Source organism: Sphingomonas sp. Sphisp66, assembly GCF_047324325.1.
Classification (GTDB): Bacteria; Pseudomonadota; Alphaproteobacteria; order Sphingomonadales; family Sphingomonadaceae; genus Sphingomonas.
The window spans coordinates 1,862,961-1,879,845 of the sequence record NZ_CP168508.1 but is presented as its reverse complement, the minus strand read 5'-3'; the positions used below and the strand labels follow the sequence as shown (position 1 = coordinate 1,879,845).

At 65.6% G+C, this 16,885-nt stretch carries 14 protein-coding genes; 11 read left to right on the top strand and 3 right to left on the bottom strand.

The window, feature by feature from the left end; translation table 11 throughout:
• Positions 1-146: 146 nt before the first annotated feature.
• Genes carB through carA form a run of 3 tightly spaced genes read right to left on the bottom strand, consistent with a single transcriptional unit; the run spans position 147 to position 5,031 of the window.
• The gene (gene carB / locus ACEN8G_RS09160) at positions 147-3,476 is read right to left on the bottom strand and encodes a carbamoyl-phosphate synthase large subunit (protein WP_413415805.1); all 3,330 of its coding nucleotides are present in this window, start codon (positions 3,474-3,476) and stop codon (positions 147-149) included.
• Complete coding sequence (locus ACEN8G_RS09155; protein WP_413415806.1) at positions 3,476-3,868, bottom strand: hypothetical protein; 393 nt, start codon at positions 3,866-3,868, stop codon at positions 3,476-3,478. The genes carB and ACEN8G_RS09155 overlap by 1 nt, the downstream gene beginning before the upstream one ends.
• Positions 3,865-5,031, bottom strand: a complete 1,167-nt coding sequence (carA, locus tag ACEN8G_RS09150; protein WP_413415807.1) for a glutamine-hydrolyzing carbamoyl-phosphate synthase small subunit — start codon at positions 5,029-5,031, stop codon at positions 3,865-3,867. The genes ACEN8G_RS09155 and carA overlap by 4 nt, the downstream gene beginning before the upstream one ends.
• A gap of 127 nt (positions 5,032-5,158) precedes the next feature.
• Between carA and ACEN8G_RS09145 the strand changes: the two genes are divergently transcribed.
• From ACEN8G_RS09145 to ACEN8G_RS09095, 11 genes are all read left to right on the top strand, one after another.
• Complete coding sequence (locus ACEN8G_RS09145; protein ID WP_413415808.1) at positions 5,159-5,611, top strand: GatB/YqeY domain-containing protein; 453 nt, start codon at positions 5,159-5,161, stop codon at positions 5,609-5,611.
• Positions 5,612-5,664: 53 nt separating this feature from the next.
• Positions 5,665-6,078: an endonuclease domain-containing protein gene (locus ACEN8G_RS09140; RefSeq protein WP_413415809.1), complete on the top strand. Its 414-nt coding sequence runs from the start codon at positions 5,665-5,667 to the stop codon at positions 6,076-6,078.
• A complete protein-coding gene (gene dnaG / locus ACEN8G_RS09135) occupies positions 6,079-7,962 on the top strand; it encodes a DNA primase (protein ID WP_413419017.1) in 1,884 nt (627 codons plus the stop codon).
• Between the two features lie 41 nt (positions 7,963-8,003).
• Positions 8,004-10,034 carry an RNA polymerase sigma factor RpoD gene (gene rpoD / locus ACEN8G_RS09130; RefSeq protein WP_307119256.1) on the top strand — a complete coding sequence of 677 codons (2,031 nt, stop codon included), beginning with the start codon at positions 8,004-8,006 and terminating at the stop codon, positions 10,032-10,034.
• Between the two features lie 252 nt (positions 10,035-10,286).
• Positions 10,287-10,901, top strand: a complete 615-nt coding sequence (locus tag ACEN8G_RS09125) for a DUF6975 family protein (protein ID WP_307119257.1) — start codon at positions 10,287-10,289, stop codon at positions 10,899-10,901.
• 163 nt (positions 10,902-11,064) lie between these two features.
• A complete protein-coding gene (locus tag ACEN8G_RS09120; RefSeq protein ID WP_307119258.1) occupies positions 11,065-11,916 on the top strand; it encodes an AAA family ATPase in 852 nt (283 codons plus the stop codon).
• On the top strand, positions 11,916-12,350 hold the full coding sequence (locus ACEN8G_RS09115; RefSeq protein ID WP_413414670.1) for a GFA family protein: 435 nt from the start codon (positions 11,916-11,918) through the stop codon (positions 12,348-12,350). The genes ACEN8G_RS09120 and ACEN8G_RS09115 overlap by 1 nt, the downstream gene beginning before the upstream one ends.
• Positions 12,350-13,576, top strand: a complete 1,227-nt coding sequence (locus ACEN8G_RS09110; protein ID WP_413414669.1) for a hypothetical protein — start codon at positions 12,350-12,352, stop codon at positions 13,574-13,576. Before ACEN8G_RS09115 ends, ACEN8G_RS09110 begins: the two co-directional genes overlap by 1 nt.
• A gap of 61 nt (positions 13,577-13,637) precedes the next feature.
• Positions 13,638-14,216, top strand: coding sequence for a CHAP domain-containing protein (locus ACEN8G_RS09105; protein ID WP_413414668.1), 579 nt, complete (start codon positions 13,638-13,640; stop codon positions 14,214-14,216).
• A 37-nt stretch (positions 14,217-14,253) separates the two neighbouring features.
• Positions 14,254-15,651 (top strand): hypothetical protein, encoded by a 1,398-nt coding sequence (locus tag ACEN8G_RS09100; protein ID WP_413414667.1) that lies wholly within the window; start codon positions 14,254-14,256, stop codon positions 15,649-15,651.
• Between the two features lie 9 nt (positions 15,652-15,660).
• Entirely contained in the window at positions 15,661-16,839 is a 1,179-nt protein-coding gene (locus ACEN8G_RS09095; protein ID WP_413414666.1) for a vWA domain-containing protein, read from the top strand.
• The last annotated feature ends 46 nt before the right edge of the window (positions 16,840-16,885 follow it).

The window sequence follows — 16,885 nt, the reverse complement described above, 5'->3', positions numbered from 1 at the left end:
GGAACGCCCGCACATGGATACTGATGGGGGAGATCAATTGTGCGAACGCGAATAATAAGCCTGCGGCGTCCGCTCCGCAAGGCTAGGAAAGTTATGGTGCGGGACAAGCCGCTCTTACCCCCTCCCGCGTGCGGGAGGGGAGAAGGTCAGCCCCGGCTCGCGTAGAATTCCTGCAGCGGCCGCACGTCCAGGCTGTGCTTCGACAGTGCCTCGATCGCCCGCGCCGCAGCGACGCTTGCCTGCGCCGTGGTGAAATACGGGATCTTGAGGTTGAGCGCCGAGCGGCGGATGTCCGACGAATCCTTGAGCGACTGCCAGCCTTCGGTCGTGTTGAAGATCAGTGCGATGTCCCCGTCCAGGATGCGATCGACGATGTGCGGGCGGCCCTGGGCCACCTTGTTCACGCGCTCGACCTTGATGCCCTCGGCCTCGAGGTAATCGGCAGTGCCACCGGTCGCCACGATCGAGAAACCCAGCTCGGTGAGCAGGCGCACGCCCGGCAGGATCACCGGCTTGTCAGTGTCCTTGACGCTGACGAACAGGCGGCCCGCGCTCGGCAAGGTCGTCCCCGCCCCCAGCTGCGCCTTGGCGAAGCTGGTCGCGAAGTCCAGGTCGATGCCCATAACCTCGCCCGTCGACTTCATCTCGGGGGAAAGCACCGGGTCGACACCCGGGAACTTGTTGAACGGGAACACCGCTTCCTTGACCGCGATATAATCGATGTTGCGGTCGATCGTCGGCAGGTCGGCCAGCTTCTCGCCCGCCATCACGCGGCTGGCGATCTTGGCGACCGGGATGCCGATCGCCTTGGCGACGAACGGTACGGTGCGCGAGGCACGCGGGTTCACCTCGATCAGGTAGACCTCGCCGTCCTTCACCGCGAACTGGATGTTCATCAGGCCCTTGACCTTGAGCGCCCGCGCCAGGGCTTCGGTCTGGCGCTCGATCTCGGCGATGATCTCGGCGGGCAGGCTGTAGGGCGGGATCGAGCAGGCGCTGTCGCCCGAATGGACGCCGGCTTCCTCGATATGCTGGAGCACACCCGCGACAACCACGTCGGTGCCATCGGAAATGGCGTCCACGTCCACCTCGACGGCATCGCGCAGATACTGGTCGATCAGCACGGGGCTGTCGCCCGAGACCTGCACGGCGGTCTGGATATAGTCGTCAAGCTGCTGGGTGGAGTCGACGATCTCCATCGCGCGACCGCCCAGCACATAGCTCGGCCGCATCAGCACTGGATAGCCGATCCGCTCGGCGATCTTCACCGCCTCGTCGCGGGTGCGGGCCAGGCCGTTCGCCGGCTGCTTGAGGTCAAGCTTCTCCACCAGGTCGGCAAAGCGCTCGCGGTCCTCGGCCAGGTCGATCGCGTCGGGCGAAGTACCCAGGATCGGAATCCCGGCATCTTCCAGCGCCTTGGCGAGGTTGAGCGGGGTCTGGCCGCCGAACTGGACGATCACGCCGACCAGCTCGCCCTTTTGCTGCTCGACGTGCAGGATCTCCAGCACGTCCTCGGCGGTCAGCGGCTCGAAATAAAGGCGATCCGAGGTGTCATAGTCGGTGCTCACCGTCTCCGGGTTGCAGTTGACCATGATCGTCTCATAGCCCGCGTCCGCCAGCGCGAAGCAGGCATGGCAGCAGCAATAGTCGAACTCGATACCCTGGCCGATGCGGTTCGGACCGCCGCCCAGGATCACGATCTTCTTGCGGTCGCTCGGCGCCGCCTCGTTCTCGGGCTCGCCGAAGCTCGGCGCCTCGTAGGTCGAATACATGTACGGCGTCTTCGCCTCGAACTCGGCCGCGCAGGTGTCGATCCGCTTGAACACCGGGCGCACGCCGAGCTTGTGGCGGTGCGCACGCACGTCATTCTCGGTCACGCCGCCGGTCATCGCCTTGACGACCTCGCCGATCAGGCCCGACGACTTGGCCATGGCATCGGTGCCCGCGCGCAGGTTCGCCGACTTTAGCGCGAGGAAGGCCAGGCGCTTGTCGCTGAAGCCCATCGCCTTCAGGCGGCGCATGCCCAGCGCGTCCTGCGGCAGGCCCTTTTCCATCACCTCGGCCTCGGCCGCGATGATCTCGGCCAGGCGCTCCATGAACCACGGGTCGTACTGGCCGATCGCGCAGACCTCGCGCACGGTGAAGCCCTCGCGCAGCGCCTGGGCGGCGATCAGCAGCCGGTCGGGCGAGCGGACGGCCAGCGCCGCCTCGATCTCGTCGCGCGGCGCACCGGCGAGCTTGTCGACATTGTTGAATCCGCTCAGGCCGGTCTCCAGACCGCGCAGTGCCTTCTGCATCGATTCATGGATGTTGCGACCGATCGCCATCACTTCGCCGACCGACTTCATCGCGGTGCCGAGCGTCGGCTCGGCGCCCTTGAACTTCTCGAAGGCGAAGCGCGGGATCTTGGTGACGACGTAATCGATCGTCGGCTCGAACGACGCCGGGGTGGCGCCGGTGATGTCGTTGTCGATCTCGTCGAGCGTGTAGCCCACCGCCAGCTTGGCCGCGACCTTGGCGATCGGGAAGCCGGTCGCCTTCGATGCCAGCGCCGACGAACGCGACACGCGCGGGTTCATCTCGATGACGATCAGGCGGCCGTCCTTCGGATTCACTGCGAACTGCACGTTCGAGCCACCGGTTTCCACGCCGATTTCGCGGAGCACCGCGATCGATGCATTGCGCATGATCTGGTATTCCTTGTCGGTCAGCGTCAGCGCCGGGGCGACGGTGATCGAGTCACCGGTGTGCGTGCCCATCGCATCGACATTCTCGATGCTGCACACGATGATGGCGTTGTCCTTGCGATCGCGGACAACCTCCATCTCATATTCCTTCCAACCGAGGAGCGATTCCTCGATCAGCACCTCGGTGGTCGGCGACAGGTCGAGGCCCGTCCGCACGATGGCGATGAATTCCTCGCGGTTGTACGCGATGCCGCCGCCCGAGCCGCCCATGGTGAAGCTGGGGCGGATGATCGCCGGCAGGCCGACATGCTCGAGCCCGGCCAGCGCCTCGGCCTCGGTATGCGCGATCGCCGAGCGGGCGCTTTCGAGCCCGATCTTGGTCATCGCGTCCTTGAACTTCAGCCGGTCCTCGGCCTTGTCGATCGCCTCGGCGTCCGCGCCGATCATGATGCAGCCGAACTTCTCCAGCGTGCCGTCATTGGCGAGGGCGAGCGCGGTGTTGAGCGCGGTCTGCCCGCCCATCGTCGGCAGCACCGCATCGGGGCGCTCCTTCTCGATGATCTTGGCGACGATCGCCGGCGTGATCGGCTCGACATAGGTGGCGTCGGCCAGCTCGGGATCGGTCATGATCGTCGCCGGGTTCGAATTGACCAGGACGATGCGATAGCCCTCTTCCTTGAGCGCCTTGATCGCCTGCGTGCCCGAATAATCGAACTCGCAGGCCTGGCCGATCACGATCGGACCGGCGCCAATGACGAGGATGGAGGAGATGTCGGTGCGTTTTGGCATTATCTTTTCGTCGCCTCAACTAGGCTTTTGATTTCTACAGGACCTTCGATTTTTGCCTCCGGCGGCAATCGGTCCTTCACACACGCCAGAACTTCTTTGCGGGTGCTTGCGGGCAATAACAGCACAACCGTCGCGCCGTGAATGTTGCCCGGATCGAGAGTTAAGACACGAACATCGGATATTGTGCAGATGGCCGCATCTTCCACGGCGTTACCGTGCAAATCTTGGTCCGGCTTCTCACCGCGCGCCATGCGAAGATATGATCCACCGAGTGAAAATTGCTCATATCTCACCACAAAAGCGCGTTCCGGCAGGGCGGAAAGCGGGGGCGCTGAAGCCTGACAACCGGCGAGGGGCATTCCAAAGAGTGCAATTAAGGCTTTCGCCATCACTTGCCCATCATCCCCACGAACCGCTCGAACAGATACAGACTGTCCTGCGGACCCGGGCTCGCCTCGGGATGGTACTGGACGCTGAAAGCCGGGCGATCAGTCAGCTCGATGCCAGCGTTGGAGCCGTCGAACAGCGACACATGCGTCTCGCGGGCGTTCTCGGGGAGCGTCTCGCGCTCGACCGCGAAGCCGTGGTTCATGCTGGTGATCTCCACCGCGCCGTCTTCCAGCCGCTTGACCGGATGGTTGGCGCCGCGATGGCCCTGGAACATCTTGGTGGTCTCGGCACCCACGGCCAGACCCAGGAGCTGGTGGCCGAGGCAGATGCCGAACAGCGGCTTGCCGGTCTCGAGCAGCTGACGGATCACCGGCACGGCATATTCGCCGGTCGCAGCGGGATCCCCCGGGCCGTTCGACAGGAAGAAGCCGTCCGGGTTGAACGCCATGATCTGCTCGAACGTCGCCTGTGCCGGCAGCACGGTGACCTTGGCGCCGGCCTGGACCAGGTTGCGGAAGATGTTGCGCTTCGAGCCATAATCGAGCGCGACGACATGCGGGCGGGTATCTTCCTGGCCGCCGTCGTCATAACCGAAGCCCAGGCGCCAGACGCCGCCTTCCCAGCCATAATGGGTCTCGGCGGTCACCGTGATCGCCAGGTCCATGCCCTCCAGGCCCGGCCAGGCGCGCGCCATCTCGAGCAGCAGCGGAATGTCGAACTTGCCCTCGACCGAATGCGCGATCACGCCGTTGGGCGCGCCGGCAAGGCGGATGCGGCGAGTCAGCGCGCGGGTGTCGATGCCCGACAGGCCGATCCGCGCATGCTTCTTCATCCAGGCATCGAGATGCTCGGTCGACCGGAAGTTGCTCGGCTCGGTCACGTCCTCGCGCACGATCATGCCCAGCGCATGGGGATCGTCCGCCTCGATATCGTCGGGGTTGGCGCCGACATTGCCAATGTGCGGGAAGGTGAAGTTGATGATCTGGCCCGCGAAGGACGGGTCAGTCATGATCTCCTGATAGCCGGTCATCGCGGTGTGGAAGCAGACTTCGCCCACCGCCTGGCCTTCGGCACCGAAGCCACGGCCCCAAATCACGTCCCCCGACGCCAAAACCAGAACACCGGTAGCTCCGGCAGGCATAGGCGTAGGCGTGGCGTCGGCCATTTGTGGGTGGCTCTCCATTTGAGGTGCAGCAATGTCGCTAAGTGCCGCCCGCTAGACCCCTACCCCCCTCGCGTCAACCGGTTCGCGGGTCTATTGCGGGGTCAATTCCCGATTCACGAGAGACGAAATGATCCGAGACGATATCAAGGCCGCCCAGATCACCGCCATGAAAGCCGGCGACAAGGAGGCCCGCGGCGCCATCAGCCTGATCCAGAGCGCGATCAAGAACCGCGACATCGAAGAGCGCACCAAGTCGGTCCAGATGGACGACGACGCGCTGGTGATCGAGGTGCTGCAGAAAATGGTGAAGCAGCGCCGCGAATCGATCGAGATGTTCGAAAAGGGCGGCCGCCAGGAGCTCGCCGACGCCGAGAAGGCTGAGGTCGCGGTGATCGAGCGGTTCCTCCCCGCCCAGATGAGCGACGAAGAGACCACCGCCGCGATCGAGGCGATCAAGGCCGAGCTGGGCGCTTCGGGCATGAAGGACATGGGCCGCGTGATGGCCGAACTGAAGGCGCGGCATGCGACGACGCTCGACATGAGCAAGGCCAGCGGGCTGGTGAAGGCGGCGTTGAGCTGAGGACATGCTAAACTCCCCCTCCCTTCCAAGGGAGGGGGTTGGGGGGTGGGTGAGTGTTCACGCAAAGCAAGCAGTGGATGCAGGCACGCGCGAAGGAACTTCGCCAGAATCCCACGCCTATGGAATACAAGCTCTGGCAGCGGCTCAGGGCATCGCAGCTGGAAGGCATCAAGTTCCGTTTCCAGCACGTCATAGAACCGTGCATCGTTGATTTTTGCGCCGCGGGCATTGGGCTCGTGGTGGAAATCGACGGCGACACCCACATTCCTGATGCCGATCGTGATCGTGACATCGGCTTGGGACAACTCGGCTACACAGTGCTTCGCTTCACCAATCATGAAGTCTCGACCAACATTGATGGCGTGCTCGAAACGATAGCTTCTCGGGCGCGGGGGCTTGCCGTGCGTCAATGGAATCGGGGACTCACCCTCCCCCCGCCCCCCTCCCTTGGAAGGGAGGGGGAGTAGGTGTCCCTCACCCCCGCCTTCCTCGACGAACTCCGCGCCCGCACGCTGCTGTCCGGACTGATCGCCAAGACGACCAAGCTCCAGAAGGCAGGGCGCGAGTTCCGTGCCTGCTGCCCGTTCCACAACGAGAAGACGCCGAGCTTCTACGTCAACGACGACAAGGGCTTCTACCATTGCTTCGGGTGCGGCGCGCATGGCGATGCGATCCGCTGGATGACCGACCAGCGCGGCCTGCCCTTCATCGATGCGGTGAAGGAGCTGGTCCAGGCAGCCGGGATGGAGATGCCCGAGCAGGATCGCCGCAGCGCCGAAAAGGCCGAGCGCGCCAAGGGCCTGCACGAGGCGATGGAGGACGCCGCCAAGTTCTTCGTCGACAAGCTGAACGGCATCGAGGGCGCCGAGGCCCGCGCGGTGCTCAAGAAGCGCGGCATCTCGGAGGAGACCGCCCGCACCTTCGGCATGGGCTATTCCCCCGATTCGCGCGGCAAGCTCAAGGATGCCCTCAAGGCCTATGGCGATCCGATGCTGGTCGAGGCCGGGCTCCTGATCTCCGTGGAGAAGAAAGACCCCTACGACCGCTTCCGCGGCCGTCTGATGATCCCGATCCGCGACGTGCGCGGCCGCACCATTGCATTCGGCGGCCGCATCATCGGCGAGGGCGAGCCGAAATATCTCAACTCCCCCGAGACCCCGCTCTTCGACAAGGGCCGCACCCTCTACAATCTCGACCGCGCCCAGGCAGCCGCCCGCAAGTCCGGCCGGATCATCGCGGTCGAGGGTTATATGGACGTGATCGCGCTGGCCCAGGCCGGTTTCGCCGAAGCGGTCGCCCCGCTCGGCACCGCGATGACCGAGCATCAGCTCGAACGGCTCTGGCGAATCGCCGACGTTCCCCTGCTCTGCTTCGACGGCGACTCGGCCGGGCAGAAGGCGGCGATCCGCGCCGCGCATCGCGCCATGCCGATGCTCGAGCCCGGCCGCAGCCTCGCCTTCGTCACCCTGCCCGACGGCCTCGATCCCGACGACCTCGTCCGTGCCCAGGGGCCTGCCGCCTTCGAGGCGCTGCTCGCCAAGGCCCAGCCGCTGGTCGACCGCCTGTGGGAAAGCGAGATCGCCGCCGAGCCGCTCGACACGCCTGAACAGCGCGCCGGCCTCAAGCGCCGCCTCGCCGCGCTCGCCGACAGCATCGGCGACTCGAACGTGAAGCACGAATATCTCGCCGAGTTCCGCGCCCGCGCCGACCAGCATTTCGGTCGCGGCCCGCGCAATTTCGAGAATCGCCCCCAGCGTAGCGCCGGCCCCGCCCCGGCCCGGGGCAAGCGTGACAAGCGCGGCAACTGGCTTCCGCCCGAGCCGCCGCTCACCCAGCAGACCCGCTCGCTCCAGGCCGGCGGGCTCGATCCGATCCTCGCCAAGGCCGTCCTTTCCGGACTGATCCGTCACCCGGCAGAAATCGCCCGCCACATGGAAGTGCTCGGCAGTCTTCGCGGTGCCTCCGGCGCGCTCGGCAAATTGTTCGAGGCGGTGGTCGATGTCGCGCTGGAGGATAGGCAGCTTGATAGAACCAAGGTACTCACCATATTGGCGAAGTCCGGTTTCGATCAGATGGCGAGCGAGCTGCTCCGGGCCGATACCCTGCCCTTCTCCTTTACCCGGCCCGAAGCCGAGGAAAAGAAGGCGCGCGAAGACCTGAACGAGGCGATCGCAGTGATGGTGGCGCGCCCCGCGGTGGACGCGGCGCTGGCAGAGGCAACGGCTGTGATGCTCGAGCGTTTCGACGACGAGGCGTTCGCCCGGCAAACGGCTCTGCTCAGGCAGCGCCAGGAGCTGGAAACGCGCCTCGCGAATCTGATGCTTGCGGACGACGAGAATTTCGAGGATTAGGGCGGCGTATAATTGCCGCCATCCAAGTTTCGAGGATTTGAATGGCCAAGGCGAACATGGCGGACGTCACCGAGGGCAATGAGGCGGGTGACGCGCCGCTGATCGATCTGAACGAAGGTTCGATCAAGAAGCTCGTCGCGCGGGCGAAGAAGCGCGGCTACATCACCGTCGATCAGCTCAACGAGATGCTTCCGCAGGACCAGATGTCCTCGGAGCAGATCGAGGACGTGATGGCGGCGCTCAACGACATGGGCGTCAACGTCGTCGAGAATGAGGAAGCCGGCGAGGACGCCGAGCCCGAGGACGACAGCCAGGACGAAGCCGAGTCGAGCGACAGCGGCGACGATTCGGCGCCTGCCTTCGAGACCAAGAAGAAGGAAACCGTCGATCGTACCGACGATCCGGTGCGCATGTACCTGCGCGAGATGGGCGCCGTGGAGCTCCTGTCGCGCGAAGGCGAGATCGCGATCGCGAAGCGCATCGAGGCCGGCCGCGACACGATGATCCTCGGCCTGTGCGAATCGCCGATCACCTTCAACGCGATCATCGGCTGGTCGAACGCCCTCAACGAAGGCACGATGCAGCTGCGCGAGATCCTCGATCTCGACGCCATGCTCTCCAAGGGTCCGTCGGCCGAGCAGGTCGAAGGCGCCGAGGAAGACGATAACGGCGAGATCAGCGAGAAGACCGCCGGCGCCTCCTACAAGGAGGAAGAGGAAGTCGAGGAAGTCCAGGACGACGAGGACGAGGACTCGATGACCGAGCGCCGCACCCCGCGGCCGTCGGACGACGAGGAGGAGGACAACACCCTCAGCCTCGCCCAGATGGAAGAGACGCTCAAGCCGCAGGCGCTCGAGAAGTTCGCCAACATCACGTCAATCTACAAGAAATTCTCCAAGATGCAGCTCCAGCGCCTCGACGCGATGGCTGCTGGCGGCGAGCTCGTCGCTTCGGAGGAGAAGAAGTATCAGAAGCTGCGCGAGGAGCTGACGGCCGAGGTCGAATCGGTCCAGTTCCACCAGCAGAAGATCGAATATCTCGTCGACCAGCTCTACAGCTTCAACCGGCGCCTCACCGCGCTGGGCGGCCAGATGCTGCGCCTTGCCGAGCGGCACAAGGTCAGCCGCAAGGACTTCCTCGATCGCTATGTCGATCACGAGCTCGACGAGCAGTGGCTGCAGTCGGTCCAGGGCCTCGACAAGAAGTGGGCGGCGTTTGCCGCGAACGAGGCCGCCGCTGTCGATCGCATCCGCATCGAGATCTCCGAGATCTCGCAGTCGACGGGCATGGCGCTCGCCGAGTTCCGCCGCATCGTCAACATGGTGCAGAAGGGCGAGCGCGAGGCGCGTATCGCGAAGAAGGAGATGGTCGAGGCCAATCTCCGCCTCGTGATCTCGATCGCCAAGAAATACACCAATCGCGGCCTGCAGTTCCTGGATCTCATCCAGGAGGGCAATATCGGCCTGATGAAGGCGGTCGATAAGTTCGAATATCGCCGCGGCTACAAGTTCTCGACCTACGCCACCTGGTGGATCCGCCAGGCGATCACCCGCTCGATCGCCGATCAGGCACGCACGATCCGTATCCCGGTCCACATGATCGAGACGATCAACAAGCTGGTCCGCACCAGCCGCCAGTTCCTCCACGAGCAGGGCCGCGAGCCCACGCCGGAGGAAATGGCCGAGCGCCTGAGCATGCCGCTCGAGAAGGTGCGCAAGGTGATGAAGATCGCCAAGGAGCCGATCAGCCTCGAAACGCCGATCGGCGACGAGGAGGATTCGCACCTGGGCGACTTCATCGAGGACAAGAACGCCGTCATCCCGGTGGACGCCGCGATCCAGGCGAACCTCAAGGAAACGGTCACCCGCGTCCTTGCCTCGCTCACTCCGCGCGAGGAGCGCGTGCTGCGCATGCGCTTCGGCATCGGCATGAACACCGATCACACGCTCGAGGAAGTCGGCCAGCAGTTCTCGGTCACCCGCGAGCGCATCCGCCAGATCGAGGCCAAGGCGCTGCGCAAGCTCAAGCATCCCTCGCGCAGCCGGAAGATGCGGTCGTTCCTCGACCAGTAACTTCGGAAATCTTCGCGGATACTATCGGAACGCCTCGGAACTTGTTTCCGGGGCGTTTTCGTTTTCTCCCCGGAACGGTGCGGGAACACGTGGTTTATCCACAGTAAATTCGGCATTCACCGCGTCTTTACGTGCTTCGGTATATCCCCGGGTTGCAGAACCTGCCCGCCGGCATGGGGCCGCAGGAGGACGTAGGGGCTTATGCCGTTTGATTCCGTACAAGTTGCGCGATTGGGCGGTGCCTGGGGCTCGATGGGGGCGCTCATCGCCTCCGATGGCAGCGCCAATCACCCCTATCTCCAGCGCCTCGCCCGCAACGAGGAGCCGCTGCGCGACCTGTCGGACGCGGTCCACCACATCTGCCTGCTCCATGGCCGCCATCCCGGCGTGATCGATCATGCGCTGGGCCATGCCCGGCTCGGCATCGAGCGCGACTGGCTGGAGGCTGCGGCCGACGCCTTCGTGATCGAGCGCGCCTATCTCGTCCGCATCGTCGCCGCTGCCGGTCCGCTGCCCAGCACGCCCGGCCATGCCGAGAGCGAAGCGGCCACCGCCGCGCAGCGCCATGCCATCGACATGCTCGCCCAGTCGGACCGCGCAGGCTGCGCCACCGGCGCGGCGATCGCGCTGGCGATGGACTGGGCAGTGATCCGCGAGACGCTCGACGCCGCCGCCGAACGGCTGGGCCTGGCGCCCCCGCCCTCGCAGCTGCCGCTCGCCGAGGAGACGGTGACGGTGGTCGACACTTTGGTCCGCGAAGGCATGCTCGAGCGCGCCATGCTGTTCGGCGCCCAGCAGCTCTTCGCCCAGCATCGCGGTCTCTGGGACCTGCTCGAAGCCCGCGCCTCGGCCCGCGACAAGCAGTAGCCTCCTTCTACTCCCCTTCCGCTTGCGGGAGGGGCCGGGGGAGGGCCTGAACTGGCCGCGAGCACCCATTTAGAGATTTACACTCCCTCCCCTGACCCCTCCCGCAAGCGGAAGGGGAACATAGTGGTTGCCTCCCCGCCCCGCCCCCCTTTTCGAATACGTCATGCGTTTCGAAGGCACCCAAAGCTATGTCGCGACCGAGGACCTGAAGGTCGCGGTCAATGCCGCCGTCACCCTGCGGCGCCCCCTCCTCGTCAAGGGCGAGCCCGGCACCGGCAAGACCGTGCTGGCCTATGAGATCGCCAAGGCCGTCGGCGCGCCGCTGATCGAATGGAACGTCAAGTCGACCACCAAGGCGCAGCAGGGCCTGTACGAATATGACGCGGTCGCGCGTCTCCGCGACGGCCAGCTCGGCGATCCGCGAGTCCATGAGATCTCCAACTATATCCGCAAGGGCAAGCTGTGGGAGGCGTTCACCGCGCCCCAGCTCCCGGTCCTGCTGATCGACGAGATCGACAAGGCCGACATCGAATTCCCCAACGATCTCCTCCAGGAGCTCGATCGGATGGAATTCCATGTCTACGAGACCCACGAAACCGTCCGCGCCGCCGAGCGCCCGATCGTGGTGATCACCTCGAACAACGAGAAAGAACTGCCCGACGCCTTCCTGCGCCGCTGCTTCTTCCATTACATCAAGTTCCCGGACCGTGAGACGATGCAGGCGATCGTCGACGTCCACTTCCCCGGCATCCAGAAGATCCTCGTCTCCAGGGCGATGGATATCTTCTACGAGATCCGCGAGGTCCCCGGCCTCAAGAAGAAGCCTTCGACGTCCGAGCTGCTCGACTGGCTCAAGCTGCTCCTCCACGAGGAAATGCCGCTCGAGGTGCTACAGAACAAGGACCCGACCAAGGCGATCCCGCCGCTCCACGGCGCGCTGCTCAAGAACGAGCAGGACGTGATGCTGTTCGAACGCCTCGCCTTCATGGCCCGCCGCCAGCAGGGCAAGGCCTGATGCCCTATACCGGCAGCTGCGCCTGCGGCGCGGTCACCGCCACGATCGCCGGCGAACCCGTCGCGGTGCGCCAATGCTGGTGCCGCCAGTGCCAGCGCCTGGCCGCGGGCTCGCCGACCACCAACGCGATCTTCGCCACCGACGACCTCGAGCTGAGCGGCACGCTGACCACCACCAGCTATGTCGCCGACAGCGGCAACACGCTGACCCAGAGCTTCTGCGGCCTGTGCGGCACCCCGGTGATGGCGCAGAGCTCCGCCCGCCCGCAATTCCGCACCATGCGCCTCGGCTTCCTCGATGCGCCGCACGGCCTGACCCCGCAGGTGGCGATCTGGACCGACGACGCCCCCGCCTGGGCGCATGTCGATCCGACGCTGGAGACCTTCCCCCGCCAGCCCCCGGCTCCGGTGCTCGCGGTCCGATCGGCAGACTGATGAAATTCTTTCACAAGCTATTCGGCGGTGGCACTCCGAAGCGGGAGGAAGACAGGTTTGCCGAGTTGTTACTCCGGGCGCTGAAGAAGGCGGCACCGTCCTTCGTCGCCGGATATGACCCGGTCGCGTTCGAGATAGGTCGCGGGCAGGGAGATCACCCGCACAAGACCTTCCTGCACAATTCATTCATCGAGTATCAGCGCCTCCCTGCCGAGGATCGGGGTGGGCACATCGCCAATATGGTCGGCTTCATCCTTGACCGCGAAAAGCCGCAGCCCCGGGGCGACGCCGCACTTGATATGCTGTTGCCGGTGCTGCGCGCTCGCGCAGACATGCTGGTGGCGACCGCCGGCATATCGGGAGATTTTCCGCATCAGAACTCGGCGCGGCCTTTTTGCGATACGATGCTGCTGATGCTGGCGCTGGATTCGCCAAACAGCATCAGTCTGGTGACGGATGAACTGCTCGCGGAGCTTGGCGTCAGCTTCGACGATGCGCTCGGGCTCGCAGTTGCACATCTCGACGAACGTGAACACAAGTTTGGCCCCTTGGCGGAAGGCACGTTCGTGTCGCTATGCCAGGACTATTACGACGCCTCCCGGATTCTGCTCCCGGACCTTATTGCGCAGCTGCCGGTAAAGGGGAATCCGGTGGCGATTGTGGAATCCCGCTCTGCGGTACTAGTGACGGGCAGCGAAGACCTCGACGGGCTGCGCATGATTGCCGAATATGCCTGGCAGGACTTTCCAGAGAACGAGCGCGCGGTCTCGCTCACGCCCATTGAGTATCAGGACGGCGCGTGGCGCGTGTTCCCCGTACATCAGGATCACCCCCAGGCACTCCGCAACCTCGTCCAATATCAACGGACCTGGAGCTATGGCGCCTCCGCCGAAACGCTTCAGGAGAGACTGGGCGATGATCTCTACGTCGCGGGCGTCATACTGCTCGAGCAGGACGGGATCGCCGCGACTGCCGCGAGCTGGGCCAATGGCGTGCCGACGGCATGCCCCCTGGTCGATGCGCTGATTATAGAGGGCGATGGCGAGTTTCCGGAGATCATGCGCAGACTGGCAGATGTGGCCAGAGCCTGTGGCCCGTTCGACGGTGTCGAAGAGATGCCCTACCCGCCACGCCTCTCGTTACCGGCGGCACCGGATCGCGAGGCGCGACGCCGGCTGACGGACGAATACCCGGACTACGCCCCTTTCGGTGAACAACAGGGTTAACCCCTTTTAAACCACCCCCGGATACCGTCCGCTTGGGGGGGACCTTGTATGGGTCCCGAGTATGCGTAAGCGTGTTGCGTTCTCCGTGCTGCTTGCCGCCGCGTTGTCCGCCGCGGCGCCTGCCGGCGCACAATCCCTTCTCGAATATGTCGGCGAGTGCGTGCCCTTCGCGCGTCAGGCCTCTGGCATACAGATCTATGGCGATGCCTGGACCTGGTGGGACCAGGCCAGGGATCGCTACCAGCGCGGCCAGACCCCGAAGGTCGGCGCCGTCCTCGCCTTCTCGAAGAGCGCGCGCCTGCCGCTCGGCCATGTCGCGGTGGTCAGCCGCATCGTCGAGAAGCGCGTGCTGATGATCACCCATGCCAACTGGTCGCGGGTGGGTGGCGAGCGCGGCCATGCCGAGCAGGACGTCACCCTGTTCGACGTCTCCGAGCGCGGCGACTGGAGCCTGGTCAAGGTCTGGTACCGCGACCGCAACGGCCTGGGCAGCTCGATCTACCCCGCGCACGGCTTCATCTACGGCACACCGGACCGCAACGCGCCCGGCACCGTGCGCAAGGCCCGCCCCTCGGCCGAGCTCACCGCCCGCCAGCCCGATTATGTCGGCTCGCTGATCGACGCCTACGTTACCCGCTGAGCTTGCCGCCGGTCCCGCGCTGCCGCATGAAGGTCGCATGGGGGAAGACATCGCACGGCGCCGCGCCCAATGGCTGTTCGCCGCCATCATCCTGCTCGGCCTGGCCCTGCGCATCGCCGCCGCCCGGGGCGCGCTGTGGCTCGACGAGGCCTGGTCCGCGGTCCTCGCGCACGAGGCCGGCACCCCGATCGGCGTGTTCGTCCAGATCAACCACGACAACAACCACCATCTCAACTCGCTCTGGCTCCAGCTGGTCGGGCTGGGCGCCGATCCGCTGCTCGCCCGCGCCCCGGCGATCCTCACCGGCACCGCCGCCATCTACGTCGCCGGACTGATCGGCTGGCGGCGCGGCACGCTGTTCGGCCTGGTGACCGCGGCGCTGTTCGCCGTCTCGCCGATGCTGGTGACTTTGGGATCGGAAGCGCGCGGCTATGCGCCGATGGCCCTGGCCTTCCTCGTCGCCCTCCTGCTGACCGATCGCTGGCTCGCCGGCGAGGCCGAGCGCAGCCCGGCGACCGCGCTGGCGCTGTGCTTCTTCCTCGGCGCGCTGTCGCAGCTCACCATCGTCTTCGGCTTCTGCGCACTGGCCGGCTGGATCGGCTTCGCGCTGTGGCAGCGCGAGGGTTTCGTGAAGGCGCTGAAGCAGAGCCTCGCCCTGCTCTGGCCCTCGATCCTGGCGCTGGCGCTGGTCGTGGCGATCGTGCTGGGCGCGGCGGCGGCGAGCCGCACCGGCTTCCAGTTCGGCCGCTACGATCCCTTTGCCTGGCTGCCCTTCCTCCACGCACTCGTCCTCGGCTTCGGCAGCACGCTCGGCTGGCCGGTGATCACCCCCTGGTGGCTCGCGCTGGTCCCGGCGCTGGTGCTGCTCGCCCCGGGCTTGGGCGCGCGGCGCACCGCGTTCAGCCGGCTCGCCATCCTCGCCTTCCCGCTCGCGCTGGCGCTGCTCCACGCCGGCAACACCGGCTTCCCCCGCTACTATCTCGTCGCCTGCCTCGCGCTGCTGCTGATGCTGGGCGAGATGATCGCGATCGCGCTGCCCATGCCGGGCTGGCGCCGATGGCTGGCCCGCGCCGGACTGGCCGCCGTCCTGATCGGCGGCCTGATCGAGGATGCCCGCATCATCCATGCCCGGCGCGGTGATCCCGGCGGGGCGATCCGGGCGATGGCGGCGCACGCGCCCGCCGGGACCCGGGTGATCCTCGACCGCCCCACCGGCAAGGCGATCCTCCAGGTCGCCTCCGCCGAACAGGCCTATCCCCTCGTCATCGTCGAGAAGTCCTGTGGCCCCGCGCCCTTCCTGTTCCTCGACCGGCCCGATGGCGAGGCCTTCCCCGCCGCCTCGCGGCGCTGCGGGCGCCTCTACCGCCCGATCGCCCGCGCCCAGTCCTACGGCCTGTCCGGCAGCCACTGGACGCTGTACGCGCTCCAGCCCTAGAAGAGGGCCATGTTCCTCTCCTTCCTCGACGAGCTGCGCGCCGCGGGCATTCCCGCCAGCCTCAAGGAGCATCTCATCCTGCTCGAGGCGCTCGACCGCGGCGTGATCGAGCAGACGCCCGAGGCCTTCTACTATCTCGCCCGCGCCACCTATGTGAAGGACGAGGGGCTGCTCGACCGGTTCGACCAGGTCTTCGCCAAGGTGTTTCGCGGCGTCGCCACCAGCTATGGCGTCGCTCCCGCCGAGATCCCCGAGGAATGGCTGCGCGCCATCGCCGAGAAATATCTGACGCCCGAGGAAATGGCGCAGATCCAGTCGCTCGGCTCGTGGGAAGAGATCATGGAGACGCTCAAGAAGCGGATCGAGGAGCAGCATGCGCGCCACCAGGGCGGCAGCAAGTGGATCGGCACCGGCGGCACGTCGCCCTATGGCAATAGCGGCTACAACCCCGAAGGCGTCCGCATCGGCGGCGAGAGCAAGCACAAGCGCGCGCTCAAGGTCTGGGACCAGCGCGAGTTCCGCAACCTCGATTCCACCCGCGAGCTCGGCACCCGCAACATCAAGGTCGCGCTCCGCCGCCTGCGCCGCTTCGCCCGCGAAGGCGCCGCCGACGAGCTCGACATCGACGCGACGATCGAGGGTACCGCCAAGCAGGGCTGGCTAGACGTCCATATGCGCCCCGAGCGGCACAATGCCGTGAAGCTGCTGCTCTTCCTCGATGTCGGCGGGTCGATGGACCCGTTCATCAAGCTCTGCGAGGAGCTGTTCTCCGCCGCGACCAGCGAGTTCAAGAACCTCGAATTCTTCTATTTCCACAACTGCCTGTACGAAGGCGTGTGGAAGGACAATCGCCGCCGCTTCCAGGAGCGCACGCCCACCTGGGACATCCTCCACAAATACGGCCATGACTATAAGCTGGTCTTCGTCGGCGACGCCTCGATGAGCGCCTATGAGATCACCCATCCCGGCGGCTCGGTCGAGCATTTCAACGAGGAGGCGGGCGCCGTCTGGATGCAGCGCGCCCTCAACACCTATCCCGCCGCGGTCTGGCTCAACCCGATCCCGCGCGAGCAATGGGGCTATACCCAGTCGGTGAAGATCCTGCGCGAGCTGCTGAACGACCGCATGTACCCGCTCACTTTGGCCGGCCTCGACGAGGCGATGCGCGAGCTCAGCCGCAAGCGCTGAGCAGACCCCAATCCTCCCCCGCAAGGGGGAGGTGGCACGCGAAGCG

Bases quoted from the DNA above. Each gene is read 5' to 3' on its own strand.
- carB (WP_413415805.1), bottom strand. From the start codon at position 3,476: ATGCCAAAACGCACCGACATCTCCTCCATCCTCGTCATTGGCGCCGGT.
- carA (WP_413415807.1), bottom strand. From the start codon at position 5,031: ATGGCCGACGCCACGCCTACGCCTATGCCTGCCGGAGCTACCGGTGTT.
- ACEN8G_RS09145 (WP_413415808.1), top strand. From the start codon at position 5,159: ATGATCCGAGACGATATCAAGGCCGCCCAGATCACCGCCATGAAAGCC.
- rpoD (WP_307119256.1), top strand. From the start codon at position 8,004: ATGGCCAAGGCGAACATGGCGGACGTCACCGAGGGCAATGAGGCGGGT.
- ACEN8G_RS09125 (WP_307119257.1), top strand. From the start codon at position 10,287: ATGGGGGCGCTCATCGCCTCCGATGGCAGCGCCAATCACCCCTATCTC.
- ACEN8G_RS09120 (WP_307119258.1), top strand. From the start codon at position 11,065: ATGCGTTTCGAAGGCACCCAAAGCTATGTCGCGACCGAGGACCTGAAG.
- ACEN8G_RS09115 (WP_413414670.1), top strand. From the start codon at position 11,916: ATGCCCTATACCGGCAGCTGCGCCTGCGGCGCGGTCACCGCCACGATC.
- ACEN8G_RS09110 (WP_413414669.1), top strand. From the start codon at position 12,350: ATGAAATTCTTTCACAAGCTATTCGGCGGTGGCACTCCGAAGCGGGAG.
- ACEN8G_RS09105 (WP_413414668.1), top strand. From the start codon at position 13,638: ATGCGTAAGCGTGTTGCGTTCTCCGTGCTGCTTGCCGCCGCGTTGTCC.
- ACEN8G_RS09100 (WP_413414667.1), top strand. From the start codon at position 14,254: ATGGGGGAAGACATCGCACGGCGCCGCGCCCAATGGCTGTTCGCCGCC.
- ACEN8G_RS09095 (WP_413414666.1), top strand. From the start codon at position 15,661: ATGTTCCTCTCCTTCCTCGACGAGCTGCGCGCCGCGGGCATTCCCGCC.